This is a genomic window from Enterobacter mori LMG 25706 (genome assembly GCF_000211415.1).
Taxonomy (GTDB): Bacteria; Pseudomonadota; Gammaproteobacteria; order Enterobacterales; family Enterobacteriaceae; genus Enterobacter; species Enterobacter mori.
This window is the reverse complement of sequence record NZ_GL890774.1, coordinates 422850-436492: the sequence shown is the minus strand read 5'-3', so window position 1 is coordinate 436492 and position 13643 is coordinate 422850. Positions and strand designations below refer to the sequence as shown.

Genomic DNA, 13643 nt, shown 5'->3' with positions numbered 1-13643 from the left:
CAATCACCGCTACCTGCTCAAATCCACCTGATAAATCGCGAACCCGATATCATCCGTTGCGACCTTCTTCATCGGGTACTGCGCCTTGTCCTTAATGAACGCGGCAGCTTTATCGGACGGCGAGGTTTCAAAGCGGATATCCAGTTTCGTATCGCTGTGGATCGGCGCCAGACGCCAGTTGTTATCCACTGCAGGATGAATTTCGCCCGCCTTCTTCGATTCCGCACTGATCCACGCCGCCAGCACCGAGCGGTTCTCGTCCGGTGAAGCAAAAGCGATGTGGCTGTCACCCGTTCCGGCAAACTTACCGCCGTAGGCGCGGTAGTTATTGGTCACCACCAGGAAGGTGGCATTCGGGTCGATTGCTTTGCCGTTGAAGGTCAGGTTTTTGATACGTTCAGCCTGCGGATTAAGGGTCTGGCACTCGCCGTCGTATCTGGCTGGCTGAGTAACATCAATCTGATACTCCACGCCGTCGATCACGTCGAAGTTGTAGGTGCGGAACCCGTCCCAGTTAATCAGCGACTGCGGCTTGCTACTGTTTGGGTCAATCTGGTTGAACTGCCCGGCGGAGCATTCCAGCCACTCTTTCACCTCTTTCCCCGTCGCTTTGACGACGACCAGCGTATTCGGATAAAGATAGAGATCGGCGGCGTTACGGAACGTCAGTTGGCCTTTTTCGACTTCCACGTAGCTTGCCGGATCGTTCTTGCGTCCGCCCACCTTGAACGGTGCAGCGGCTGAAAGCACCGGCAGTTTTGCCAGATCCGGATCGCCCGGAACAAAGTGTTCGGCATAGGCTTTTTGCGCCATATTGACCACCTGAACGGTTGGGTCATCCTGCACCAGCGCCAGGAAGCTGTACATGTTGTCGGCGGATTTCCCAATCGGCTTGCCGACGAATTCACGGGTCGCATCGTGGTCATGCTTCAGCACGTCGACCAGCTTTTTATCTTCACCTGCCAGCGATTTTTTAGCCGCAGCGTCGTAAATCGGGCGCGCTTCGGCTTTTGATTGCGTCACCTTCCAACTGCCGCCGTCGTTATTTAGCACCAGATCCACCACGCCGAGATGATCGCCCCACATCCCCGGCATCACCGACGGCACGCCGTTGAGCGTCCCTTTCTCGATATCCGCGCCTTTGATGCTGGCGAAATCTTTGCCCGGGAAGACCGCGTGAGCGTGGCCGAACAGGATCGCGTCAACGCCCGGCACTTCACTCAGGTAGTAAACGGAGTTCTCCGCCATTGCCTGATACGGGTCAGCGGAGAGACCCGAGTGGGCGACAACCACCACCAGGTCAGCGCCTTTCTCGCGCATTTCCGGCACATACTTGCGCGCGGTTTCGGTGATGTCATTAACGGTCACTTTCCCGTCGAGGTTGGCTTTATCCCACGTCATGATCTGCGGTGGCACAAAGCCGATGTAGCCAATCTGCAGCGTCTGCTTATGACCTTCGCTGTCGACAACCTCGGTCTCTTTAATCAGGTAAGGAGTGAACAGCGGCTTTTGGGTCTAAACGTCGATGATATTGGCGTTAACGTATGGGAATTTCGCACCGGCCAGCGCATCGTGCAGGTATGTCAGACCGTAGTTAAATTCGTGGTTACCGAGGTTGCCGACGGTATAGTCCAGGGTATTCATCGCTTTATAAACCGGATGGATTTCGCCCTTTTTCAGCCCTTTCGCGGCCATGTAATCGCCCAATGGGCTACCCTGAATTAAATCTCCGTTATCGACCAGCACGCTGTTTTTCACTTCACCGCGGGCGGCGTTAATCAAACTTGCTGTGCGTACCAGTCCGAATTTTTCGGTAGGCGTATCTTTGTAGTAATCGAAGTCCATCATGTTACTGTGAAGATCGGTCGTTTCCAGAATACGAAGATCCACCGTTGCCGCCTGAACGCTGGCGGCCACCAACGTCGCCAGGAGCGTTGCGCTAAACTGAATCATCAGAAGAGTCCTTTTTTCGATCCAAGCCACAAAAGATTATGTATGTATATCGCGTTGCTTACAGAAGTGTGAATCCTGCCAGAAATAAGGGTAGTGAAACCGGAATTGCTTCACAGATAGCAGAATTGTTCACATTACGATATAAATAAAACAACGAGTTATGACCACTGCGTTAACGAAGAGGTGGAGAATGTTAGATAAAATTTGTCAGCTCGCACGGGATGCGGGTGATGCCATTATGCAAGTGTACGACGGCGAGAAGCCGATGGACGTTGTCAGCAAAGCGGATGATTCCCCGGTCACAGCGGCGGATATCGCGGCGCATGGCGTGATCCTGAAAGGTTTGCAGGCGTTAACGCCGGATATTCCCGTCCTGTCAGAAGAAGCGCCGCAGGGCTGGGACGAGCGCCAGCACTGGCAGCGTTACTGGCTGGTGGATCCGCTGGACGGAACGAAAGAGTTCATCAAGCGCAACGGTGAGTTTACCGTCAACATCGCCCTGATTGAGAAGGGAAAAGCGGTGCTCGGCGTGGTCTACGCGCCGGTGATGAAAGTCATGTACAGCGCTGCGGAAGGTAAAGCCTGGAAGGAAGAGTGCGGCGTGCGTAAGCAGATTCAGGTGCGTGATGCGCGTCCACCGCTGGTGGTGATCAGCCGTTCCCACAGCGACAGCGAACTGCAGGAGTATTTGCAGCAGCTGGGTGAACACCAGACGACGTCGATTGGTTCATCGCTCAAGTTCTGCCTGGTGGCGGAAGGACACGCGCAGCTCTACCCGCGATTTGGGCCAACCAACGTCTGGGACACAGCGGCAGGGCACGCGGTAGCGGCGGCGGCCGGTGCGCATGTTCACGACTGGCAGGGTAAGCCGCTGGACTATACCCCGCGAGAATCATTCCTCAACCCAGGTTTCCGGGTGTCGATTTACTGAGCCAGCAGCTTGTGCAGCAGAGCAACCACCTGCTGCACTTCCTCTTGTGTTAATCCGCCGTCCTTCACCCACTGCACGCGTCCCTCTTTATCGAGCACCACAATCGCAGAGCTCTCTTCGTCAAGCTGCCACGCCTTACGCGTCACGCCATTGCTGTCGACGATAAATTGCGACCACGGGTAGAGCTTTTTGTTGCTCTCCAGGCTCGAGCGCACAAACATGCCGGAGCCGGGGATGGCATCGTCGGTGTTCACAATGGTGGTGGTCTGGTAGCGATCGTGCGGGAATTTTGCGGCCTTGATCGCTTCCACCAGGGTAGCGTTTTTCTCTTTCGCGGATGTACGACCGGCAATATGTTGTACAACTCTCACTTTGCCCGCAAGCTGCGCGCTATTCCAGGCTTTGTAGCTAAACTTATCATTGTCGAGAATCAATTCTCCCCGGTCAGCAATGCCGACTGGCGGTACGCGTTGTCCTTTTTCAATCGTGTGAGCGCAAGCCCACAGGGGCAGCAGCAGCAGGCAGGCTGCTGCAAGGATATTACGTAGGGTCATGGTGTTTCCTTTTTTGTTAGCAGGTGATCCGACCACTTGGTCTTACGCTTTTAATCATAAGTGCGATCAATGGGGTTTTCCCGCAATCCCGATGCCAGTTTGCGGGTGAACGCACATATCCATGAAAAAACGACGGCTTATACTGCCCTGAGTCACGGTTTGCAAAGATTATTCTGAATAATTGTAATCAAACGGTAAATAAACTTATGCACACTGGGTAACAACGTAGTTCTGGTCTATAGTCATTGGGCAATAAAATTTGCGCTCAGGACAGTCGGGCCGATTGTGGCACCGCAAGAGCGTATGATTCGCAGGAGATACAAGAATGAAAATTTTCCAACGCTACAACCCGCTTCAGGTGGCGAAGTACGTGAAGATCCTGTTCCGTGGACGGTTGTATATCAAGGATGTTGGCGCTTTTGAATTTGATAAGGGCAAAATCCTTATCCCAAAAGTGAAGGACAAACAGCACCTGTCTGTGATGTCCGAAGTCAACCGTCAGGTTATGCGTCTGCAGACTGAGATGGCTTAACCAACGTGCTATGCAGTAGTTAAAAAGACGGCTCCCAATGGGAGCCGTTGATGTATGTGGGGCAGGGACTTTACGCCGATACCTTCTCTTCCGCGTCCGGCAGCTTCGGCACCAGCACGGTCGGTTTGTTATCGATGCGCGTCACCAGCAGCTGGTCGATGCGGTAGTTATCAATATCCACCACTTCAAACTTGTAGCCGGAAAACTTCACCGAGTCGGTACGTTTCGGGATTTTACGCAGCATAAACATCATAAAGCCGCCGATGGTCTCGTAGTTGCCCGACTGCGGGAACTCGTCAATGTCCAGCACGCGCATCACGTCTTCAATCGGCGTACCGCCGTCGATCAGCCATGAGTTTTCGTCACGCTGAACAATCTGCTCTTCCAGCCCCTGGCCCACCAGATCGCCCATCAGCGTGGTCATCACGTCGTTCAGGGTGATGATACCCACCACCAGCGCGTATTCGTTCATGATCACCGCGAAGTCTTCCCCGGCGGTTTTGAAACTTTCAAGCGCTTCTGAGAGCGTCAGAGTGTCCGGCACAATCAGCGTATTGCGGATCTGCACACCGCTGTTCAGCGCCAGACTCTGGTTGGCCAGCACGCGGTTCAGCAGGTCTTTGGAGTCGACGTAACCGATGATGTGGTCAATATCTTCATTACAGACCAGGAACTTAGAGTGCGGATGCTGCGCCACTTTGTTCTTCAGGCTCTGCTCATCTTCGTGTAAATCGAACCAGATAATGTTCTCACGGCCCGTCATGGAAGACGGCACGGTACGGGATTCCAGTTCGAAAACGTTCTCAATCAGCTCGTGCTCCTGCTTGCGCAGCACCCCGGCCAGCGCCCCGGCTTCTACAACCGCATAAATGTCGTCGGAGGTGATGTCATCTTTACGCACCATCGGCAGCTTAAAGATGCGGAAAATCACGGTTGGCAGGCCGTTAAAGAACCACACCAGCGGGCGGAACACGTACAGGCAGAAGCGCATCGGGTTGATGATACGCAAAGCCACGGCTTCTGGCGCAATCATACCGATGCGTTTCGGGGTCAGGTCTGCGAAGAGGATGAACAGGCCGGTCACCAGCGAGAAGGAGAGGATAAAGCTCAGCTGTTCGGCCAGTTCAACGGACATGTACTGCACAAACAGGCTATAAAACGCCGGGGAAAACGCCGCATCACCTACGATACCGCCAAGAATGGCGACCGCGTTTAGGCCAATCTGCACCACGGTGAAGAACATGCCGGGGTTTTCCTGCATTTTCAGGATGCGCGTGGCGTTGATGTTGCCTTCATCGGCAAGCAGCTTAAGTTTGATTTTACGGGACGCGGCCAGCGAGATCTCGGATATCGAGAAAAATGCACTGACGGCAATAAGGCAAAGTATTACTAAAATACTGTTTAACATAGTTTATCCGGCTTCTCGCCAGATCCTCAGAAGGGGAGTTGATACCATTTGTGTGAAGACACATTGAACGTCAGCTCGTAGCGTTGAGCCGATTATTTCAGCGGGTAGTATAGCGTAAAGAGATGTAAATCTGCCAGAGGTCACATTTTGGGCAAAAAAAGGCCGGGCAGGTGGGGAGCCTGCCCGGCATATGTCGCTATTTGACGGTCGACAGCGGGACGTTACCCACTGCACGGCGCGTTGCATCGCCTCCCCACACCTGGTCATACTCGTAGCCCGTTAGCTGCTTGATCACCACGCGGGTTTTCTCGTCGCAGTCGCGATAGTCGCCGCCCAGCTTGCGGCGGGCAATTTCTTTGAGCAGTACCTTGTGGGTGTCACGGGTCAGCTTGAATTTGTATGTCGTGAAGAAGCTGACGGTCAGCAGGGCTGCCGTGGCGAAAATCATCAGCCCGATAATGGCACCCAGCGCGCTTTCAGGCTGCGCACCGCTGCCCTTCACGAAACCGGACTCCTGCAGCACCAGGCCGATAATCATGATGGCAATCGCCACGGTGCTTTTGCGGGTCAGAACCATCACCCCGGCAAAAATCCCTTCGCGGCGCTGCTGCGTGACCATCTCGTCAATGTCCGGAATAAAGCTGTAAATATTCCAGGGGATGTAATACAGGCCGGAACGTGCCGCACCGAGCAGGATAAAGACCGCTGAGAAGAGCAGCGTCGGCACCTGCGTTTTGGTGAGGTAGACCGTAAACAGAAACGCCAGCACCAGGAAGATACAGCCGTACGAGAGCCGCAGGGCGGCAGAAGGCGTCATGTTCAGCCGGTTCAACAGCAGCATAAACCCATACGTGCCCGGTACCGAGGCAAAGGCCGCAATGCTTAGCCAGCCGGAAACCGCAGAGGCATCCTGGCTCAGGCAATAAACCACGTAATAGGTAAAGACTGAACCGAATACATCCATCGCGGTAAAAGAAAAAATATAGATGAGTATATGCAGACGGAACGCACGGATACGGAATGACGAAAAGAGATCGAGCACCAGATATTTCAAGTGATTCCCCAGGCCGCCTTTACGCTGATTATCCACCTTGAAGTTCGATTCCTGATGGACATCTTTTGCTTCCCAGGTGGTGTACCAGGTAATAAATACCGCCAGGCAGAACACGCAGGAAAATATCAGTCCGGTGAGGGTATAGGTAAACGGATTATCTTTGCCGGTGAATTGCATAATCACACCGGGGACCGATACCGCAAGAAAACCGCCCAGCTGTGAGCAGATCATCCGCACGCCCGAAAGACGGCTGCGCTCTTCGTAGCGGTTGGTCATTTCCGCCGCCAGCGTTTCCCAGGGGACTAACACCATCGCCGACAGCAGCTCGATAGACAGATAGGTGCCCAGGTAGTACCAGTATCCCATGTCCGTCATCCACAGCAGGGCGTACAGAAACATTAACGGGGAGCTGAGTAATAAAAAGAAGCGGCGACGACCAAATTTTCGTCCAGGCCAGGTATCCCCGAAATTATCGGTGATATAACCCATAATCGGACTTAATAACGCATCAATGACGCGGGCAATGGCAAATATTGAGCCCGCTTCAATCACAGAGAGTCCGCAATATGTAGTGTAAAAAAATAACAGCCAGGTGCCGATAATGGCGAAAGCGCCTCCGCCAAACAGATCGGTTATGCCGTAGCCAAGCGCTACGCCATAACCAACTCTACGTTCAGTTGGTTTGACCATAATAATATCCAGTGTAGGGTAATGTTTAACCTGTAGGTCAGGTCGTGTTTTTATTAACGTCTGGATTGCACATTACGTTCTAGTTATTGATCTCTATCCATTGTCGTAATTGAGATGAGCGATAAATGGCCTCCACAAGGGTGAGTGATTTGCCGGCTTCATGGATGTCGGTGTAATCCCTGTTTTCCGGATGAATAAGGGCGTGATAAAAGCGACGGATCGCCTGTTGATGACCCAGACCCCAGTAGCTTTTGACCGAGCCGTCGGGTGAATCGTCGGTTGTCAGTCTGAGGCGTTCACCGGGCGTGATGCGCCAGAGAACGTTGTGTTCCAGCAGCAGTGAACTGTGTTCACAGTGGATCTCCATCAGGAGAGGGGAATCGGTGGTGTGGCAATTAGTGGCATAAAACAGGCCGCGCGCGCCGTTGGCGAAATGCAGCGTCGCCATCGCGCTGTCTTCCCCTTCGGTCACGTCTGCCAGTTCTCCGCTATCGACTACGCCTTTGAGCCGCGTCACGCCGCCGCCAAACCACTGCATCAGGTCGAGGGTGTGGATTGCCTGGTTGATCAGCAGGCTGCCGCCTTCGGTCGCCAGTCGCCCACGCCACAGGCTGTCGGTATAGTAGGTGCCGAAGCGTGACCAGGTTAGCACCGCCTTGATGCTGAGCATCTTACCCAGCCCGCCATGGGCTAACTCCTGACGCACGCGCAGGCTGGTGGGGTTGAGTCGGTTCTGGTAGCAGACGCCAAACTGTCCCTTCGCCTGCTCAACGGCGCGGGCGATATCGACAAGCTCGCTGCCGTTCATGCCCACCGGCTTTTCACAGAAAACGTGCTTCCCGGCGGCCAGCGCCGCCAGGATCATACTTTTATGTTCAAAGTGAGGCGTGCAGATATGCACCACGTCGATGCTGTCATCCAGCAGCATTTCCCGGTAATCCTGATAAAAGCGGCACTGATAGCCCATCGCCAGCTTCAACCCTTTGACGCTGTCGATATCCACCAGCGCGCGTAGCGCCACGTCAGGAATTTGGCGGAGAGCATTCACATGGCAACGGTGGATCGCGCCGCCGCCAATAATTGCCGTGTTCAGGATCGTCATCGTCGTTCCCCTTATCCGGCTGCGTTGGCAAGCATTTGAGCCTTCACGCACAGTTCGGCAGCCTTGAAAGCGTGTGCCTGCGTCATGGCGTTTTCAGTGCGGTGCAGGCAGTCGAGGATCAGCTCGCCAAAGAACGGGAACCCGAGCTGCCCGGCCACCGGATAGCGGAACTCCCCCTCTTTATTGACGAGGTAGACCACGTCCTGCTCGCCGCGGGTGAGGTCGACATACTTGCGGATTTCGATATACCCGTCGGTCCCAAGTAGCGTCAGGCGGCCATCGCCCCAGGTGGAGAGTCCGTCCGGCGTGAACCAGTCGCAGCGGAAATAGCCGCTGGCCCCGTTTTCGCCTTTGATCATCGCATCGCCGAAATCTTCAAACGCCGGATACTGAGGATGGTTGACATTGCGGGCCTGGCTGGCGACCACGCATGCCTCACTGTTGCCGGTGTAAAACAGGAACTGTTCTATCTGGTGACTGCCGATATCGCACAGGATCCCGCCAAAGTAGCGACGATCGTAGAACCAGTCCGGGCGACCCGTGCCTTCCCGGTGCGGCCCGGTACCCAGGGTCTGCACGACGCGGCCAATGGCGCCTTGCTGCACCAGCTGCCCGGCAAAAACCGCGCTTTCTACGTGCAGGCGTTCGCTGTAGTACACCGCATATTTCTTGCCGGTCTTTTCGACCATCGCTTTGGCGTCCGCCAGTTGCTCAAGGGTGGTGAGCGGCGCTTTGTCGGTGAAGTAATCTTTTCCCGCCGCCATCGCTTTCAGCCCCAGCGCGCAGCGCTCGGAAGGAATTGCTGCTCCCGCAACCAGACGCACTTCGTCGTCGTTGAGGATCACCTCCAGCGACTCTGCCACTTTTGCCTGCGGGTACTGCTGGATAAATTTATCCACTTTGGCCGGATCGGGGTCGTACACCCACTTCAGCGTGGCTCCGGCTTCTATCAGGCCGTTACTCATCCCGTAGATATGGCCGTGGTCGAGCGCGGCGGCGGCGAAGACGAATTCCCCCTCGCGGACAACCGGCTGCGGTTTGCCCACCGGGGCGTAGTTCATACCGTCATTCTTGTTCATGGTGTCACTCCTTAATCCAGATCTTTGCCGAGGGGAATCGCACCCACTTCGCTGAAGTTGGCGACGCTTGCGGATTTTTCATAAAAACGGGGGGCGAGGGCGTTGGTCCCGCCGGTACGGTAAAACGGATCGTCGCGGCCAATGGGCAATGAGACGACAGCGCGAGTGATGGCTGATTTATAAATGGCGGTAATCAGCTCCAGCGAGCGTTTGCCCTGCACGCCGTCTACCAGCGGCGCCGTGCCGTGCTCAATGGCATAAAGCAGGTCATTGATCTGCCCGGTGTGCAGCGTCCACTCGAGCTTTGGCGTCTCCTGAAAAACGGCGTTGAGCTGTGCTTCTCGCTGCTGGTCGTGGGTTTCCTGCGGGAAGCCGTTATCGGCGCTGACGCTGGCAAAGGCCTGCCACGGTGCGGAGATGCGCGCCTTATCACCCTGAATGATCATTTTCTGATCTTCGCCGTGGTGTACCACCGAGGCGGTCAACTGCGTGAGCGCGCCGCTGGGGTATTTGAAGATCGCGGCGCTGAGGTCTTCGACTTCAGCGTTGTCGTGCGCCACGTTGGTCATCATCGCCACCACCTCGGACGGGAAGCCAAGCATCCACTGAATGGCGTCGATGTGGTGCACCGCGTGGTTAAGGGTACAGCCGCCACCCTCTTTTTCCCAGGTGCCGCGCCACCACAGGTCGTAGTAGCAGTGACCGCGCCACCAGAAGGAGTCCACCTGCGCATGGCAGACTTTCCCGGCAAGGCCGGAGTCCAGCGCCGCTTTTAAGCGCCAGAAGGCATCGGTAAAGCGGTTCTGGGCAATGATGGAGAGCGTTTTACCGCTGGCCTGTTGGGCGGCGATCATCGCGTCGCACTCCTCCAGCGAGGCGGCCATCGGTTTTTCACACAGCACGTGGCAACCGGCGTTGAGCGCGTCGATACTGATCTCTGCGTGGACGTAGGGCGGCGTGCAGACGTCGACGATGTCGACATTCGACTCAGATTCCAGCATCTGCTGGTGGCTTTCATACACGCGGGCATCTTCCAGGCCGTAGCGCGCTTTTTTCTCTTCCGCTTTTTCCGGGTAGATATCCACCAGCGCAACGATCCGGCAGCGCTGACCAAACTGCAAATAGCCCTGAATATGGTTATGCGAGATATTCCCCGTTCCCACAATGGCGACATTTAACATCGTTTCTTCTCCGGAGTTACCAGGTGCCAGAGGCGTCCAGCGTGACGCTGGCTGTCTCTTTAGCCACTGAGGTGCTGATGCGTTGCTGAAGCAGGCGCAGATACTGTTTTTCGTTGAGCGGCAGCTCGACCCAGTCGTCCGTCCAGGTGGAAAGGTGCATGGCGTTAGAGAGCGTGAGCCCATGAATCCCTTCCAGACCCGGCGCAATCAGCGGTTCGCCGCGCAGGATGGCCGCACAGAAGTTGGCGGTAATGACGTGATGTTCGCTGTACTCAGGGGCGACGGGAATCGAGACTTCCCAGCACTCAGGCTCCCCAAAGCCGTTCTCCCAGCGGGCGTTAAAGGCGGTTTCCGATTCGCGCAGTCGCCAGTAGCGCAGTTTCCCCTCCTCGACGACCACTTTGCCGCGATCGCCCGCTATTTCCAGGCGGTTGGTGCCCGGTGTTTCGGCGACGGTAGTGATAAACACGCCGGTGGCACCGTTGGCATACTCGGCGTAGGCGGTGACCTCGTCTTCCACTTCGATATCGCGATGCTTACCGAACTGGCAGAAGGCGCGCAGGCGGACCGGCATGCCGACCAGCCACTGCCAGAGATCGAGCTGATGCGGGTCCTGGTTGAGCAGCACGCCGCCGCCTTCACCTTTCCAGGTGGCGCGCCAGCCGCCGGAGTTGTAGTAGCTCTGTGAGCGATACCAGTTGGTGATGATCCAGTTTGAACGGCGGATTTCACCCAGCTCGCCGCTGTCGATCAGATCTTTCACTTTCTGGTAGAGCGGATTCGGGCGCTGGTTGTACATGATGCCGAACACCACGTCGCACGCCTGGGCACAGGCGTTCATCTCCTGAACCTGCGCCGTGTACACGCCCGCCGGTTTTTCACACAGGGTATGGATGCCGTTGCGCATCGCCAGCATCGACAGGCGCGGGTGCTCATAGTGCGGCGTGGCGACAATGACCGCATCGATAAGCCCGCTCTGGAGCATCTCCTGCGCATCGCTAAACAGTGGGAGGGTGCCGACCATCTGACGAATGGCAGGATGCTTTTCCAGTGCGTTATCGCAAACTGCCGCCAGGCAGGCGTCGCTGACGGTACCTGCCAGTAAATAGCGCGCGTGGACCGTGCCAATATTACCTATACCAATAATGCCAAAACGTACCTTCTCCATGTCTCACCTTAATTTCAGTCGAAAAGAGTGATGACCGGAAAATAGGAAAGCTCAGGCGCAGCGACAATGTGTTTTTGTGAGAATACTCGCAAGGTCAATAAGTAAACTCTAACCATTTTGAAATTTAGTTTTAAAATCAATGCGCTGTTTCTGCAAATATTTGCAAAAACTGATTGGGAGCGAGGTCACACTATGGCGGGTAAGTTAAAAATGGAGGAAATTTCCTCCCTGACGGGCTATTCCGTTAGCACTGTCTCAAGGGTGCTAAGCGGGAAGTCGTATACCAGCGATAAGGCCCGGGAAGCGATTGTTCGCACCGCGCGGGAATTAGGTGTCCTTGAATCCATGGCAAGCGGGCGGCTATTAATTAACGGTATCGCTGTTTTTGCGCCGGAAAGAACCTTTCAGGGCCGCGGCGATATTTTTTATCTCGAAGTGACCAAAGGAATCGCCGAAGCCAGCGCGCCGCATAATGTCTGGGTCAGCTATTGCGGATTAGAAGAACAGCACGCCGATGTAAAACTGTTTCTGGAAAAGGCCAGTCATAAAAATATCAACGCGATAATTATCATTGGCACGGATGATTCCACCATATTTAAACTGGCCAGCACGCTCAATAAACCCTGCGTTTTAATTAATTCCGTCGACAGGGATCGGGTGCTGGATTCCGTTTCGCCCGACCATCGGGCCATTGGTTTTACCGCCATGCAGCACCTTTTTGAGCAGGGACACCGCCGGGTGCTGACCTTAACATGTCTGCGGCGGGATACGCTCTATGCTCGCCTGGATGGTATCAAAGAGGCGTACCGCCATTTTCACATTGCCTTTGAGCCACGACGTGATTTGTTAGTGACGGAGTGGTTTACCGCGGAGGAGGCCGAACAGGCGCTGGATGAGTGGCTATCGAGTCATGATAAAGCGCAGTGGCCGGAGGTGATTTTCCCCAACAGTACCAGCATGGTGGAGGGGGTGATCAGAGCGTTGACGCGTCACGGGCTTCGTATCCCGGAAGACATTTCACTCATCACCACCGATTTTGCCTGGAATTTAGCGCACCGCCTGGAAAAACCGGTCACCGGCGTCACGGTGCCCTGTCGTGAACTGGGGATAGAAGCGGTACATTTGCTGCAAACGCGCCTCAACCGACCTCAGGCGCCGGTTTATAATTTGCTGTTGCAGGGGAAGGTGATGGATTTTGGTTCGGTGAGTAATGCGACGCGCCACGCGGCTCGCGTGGCGCTAGACCAGTGATCAGGCCAGCTGTGGCGGCAGACAGACGCCGATGCCTCCGATTCCGCAGTAGCCATACGGGTTTTTATGCAGATATTGCTGGTGGTCGTCCTCGGCATAATAGAACGGCTTCGCGGTGGTGATTTCCGTGGTCACCTCGCGCGTATCGCCCGCGTCATGCATGGCTTTCTGAAAACGCTCAAGGCTGGCGCGCGCGGCAGCATCCTGCTCGGGTGTGAGCGGATAAATGGCCGAACGGTACTGGGTGCCGTGATCGTTACCCTGACGCATGCCCTGCGCCGGGTCGTGATTTTCCCAGAACACCTGCAGCAGCTGTTCGTAGCTGATGATGGCCGGGTCATACACCACGCGAACCGCTTCCGCGTGACCGGTATCGCCGGAGCACACTTCGCGGTAGGTTGGGTTTGGCGTGTAACCGCCGGTATAGCCTGCTGCGGTACTGTAAACGCCGGGCAGTTGCCAGAACAAACGTTCAACTCCCCAGAAGCAGCCCATGGCAAACAGGGCGATCTCCATTCCATCAGGAACGTTTGTCATTGAATGGTTGTTTACGGCGTGTAAGGTCGCCACAGGCATAGGGGTGTTGCGTCCCGGTAATGCATCTGCTTGTGAAACCAGATGCTTTTTGTCGAATAAACTCACGATGGTGCCTCCCGGGTAGCGATGTTTCGGTTAAGGTTGTCACGAAGCGTTTAATTGAACACAATAAATGCGCTGAATGAGTCTAGATTTAATCATAA

The 13643-nt window shown here is 55.2% G+C and carries 11 protein-coding genes and 1 pseudogene; 3 read left to right on the top strand and 9 right to left on the bottom strand.

Going from position 1 to position 13643, the window contains the following annotated elements; all coding sequences use genetic code 11:
* Positions 1-9: 9 nt before the first annotated feature.
* Positions 10-1953, bottom strand: a pseudogene (locus tag ENTMO_RS23730) (bifunctional 2',3'-cyclic-nucleotide 2'-phosphodiesterase/3'-nucleotidase).
* A 190-nt stretch (positions 1954-2143) separates the two neighbouring features.
* Here ENTMO_RS23730 and cysQ point away from each other — a divergent pair.
* On the top strand, positions 2144-2884 hold the full coding sequence (cysQ, locus tag ENTMO_RS0103885; protein WP_010427426.1) for a 3'(2'),5'-bisphosphate nucleotidase CysQ: 741 nt from the start codon (positions 2144-2146) through the stop codon (positions 2882-2884).
* Here cysQ and ENTMO_RS0103880 read toward each other — a convergent pair.
* Positions 2878-3438 (bottom strand): YtfJ family protein, encoded by a 561-nt coding sequence (locus ENTMO_RS0103880; protein WP_010427425.1) that lies wholly within the window; start codon positions 3436-3438, stop codon positions 2878-2880. The two genes, cysQ and ENTMO_RS0103880, sit on opposite strands and share 7 nt — an antisense overlap.
* 325 nt (positions 3439-3763) lie before the next feature.
* Here ENTMO_RS0103880 and ENTMO_RS0103875 point away from each other — a divergent pair, with 325 nt between their 5' ends.
* A complete protein-coding gene (locus tag ENTMO_RS0103875) occupies positions 3764-3970 on the top strand; it encodes a DUF1107 domain-containing protein (RefSeq protein ID WP_003856054.1) in 207 nt (68 codons plus the stop codon).
* Between the two features lie 70 nt (positions 3971-4040).
* On the opposite strand, the gene paeA is transcribed toward ENTMO_RS0103875, so the two are convergent.
* From paeA to ENTMO_RS0103845, 6 genes are all read right to left on the bottom strand, one after another.
* A complete protein-coding gene (gene paeA / locus ENTMO_RS0103870) occupies positions 4041-5378 on the bottom strand; it encodes a polyamine export protein PaeA (RefSeq protein WP_010427420.1) in 1338 nt (445 codons plus the stop codon).
* Between the two features lie 196 nt (positions 5379-5574).
* Positions 5575-7122: an MFS transporter gene (locus ENTMO_RS0103865; RefSeq protein WP_010427418.1), complete on the bottom strand. Its 1548-nt coding sequence runs from the start codon at positions 7120-7122 to the stop codon at positions 5575-5577.
* Between the two features lie 79 nt (positions 7123-7201).
* Positions 7202-8224, bottom strand: coding sequence for a Gfo/Idh/MocA family protein (locus tag ENTMO_RS0103860; RefSeq protein ID WP_010427416.1), 1023 nt, complete (start codon positions 8222-8224; stop codon positions 7202-7204).
* An 11-nt stretch (positions 8225-8235) separates the two neighbouring features.
* Positions 8236-9303: a Gfo/Idh/MocA family protein gene (locus ENTMO_RS0103855; RefSeq protein ID WP_010427414.1), complete on the bottom strand. Its 1068-nt coding sequence runs from the start codon at positions 9301-9303 to the stop codon at positions 8236-8238.
* Positions 9304-9314: 11 nt separating this feature from the next.
* Positions 9315-10484 (bottom strand): Gfo/Idh/MocA family protein, encoded by a 1170-nt coding sequence (locus tag ENTMO_RS0103850; RefSeq protein ID WP_010427412.1) that lies wholly within the window; start codon positions 10482-10484, stop codon positions 9315-9317.
* A 16-nt stretch (positions 10485-10500) separates the two neighbouring features.
* Positions 10501-11652 (bottom strand): Gfo/Idh/MocA family protein, encoded by a 1152-nt coding sequence (locus ENTMO_RS0103845; protein ID WP_010427410.1) that lies wholly within the window; start codon positions 11650-11652, stop codon positions 10501-10503.
* Positions 11653-11844: 192 nt separating this feature from the next.
* On the opposite strand from ENTMO_RS0103845, the gene ENTMO_RS0103840 reads away from it, so the two are divergent.
* Positions 11845-12903: a LacI family DNA-binding transcriptional regulator gene (locus tag ENTMO_RS0103840; RefSeq protein ID WP_010427408.1), complete on the top strand. Its 1059-nt coding sequence runs from the start codon at positions 11845-11847 to the stop codon at positions 12901-12903.
* Here the strand turns inward: ENTMO_RS0103840 and msrA are convergent, their stop codons facing one another.
* Positions 12904-13545 carry a peptide-methionine (S)-S-oxide reductase MsrA gene (gene msrA, locus ENTMO_RS0103835; RefSeq protein ID WP_010427407.1) on the bottom strand — a complete coding sequence of 214 codons (642 nt, stop codon included), beginning with the start codon at positions 13543-13545 and terminating at the stop codon, positions 12904-12906.
* Positions 13546-13643 lie beyond the last annotated feature (98 nt).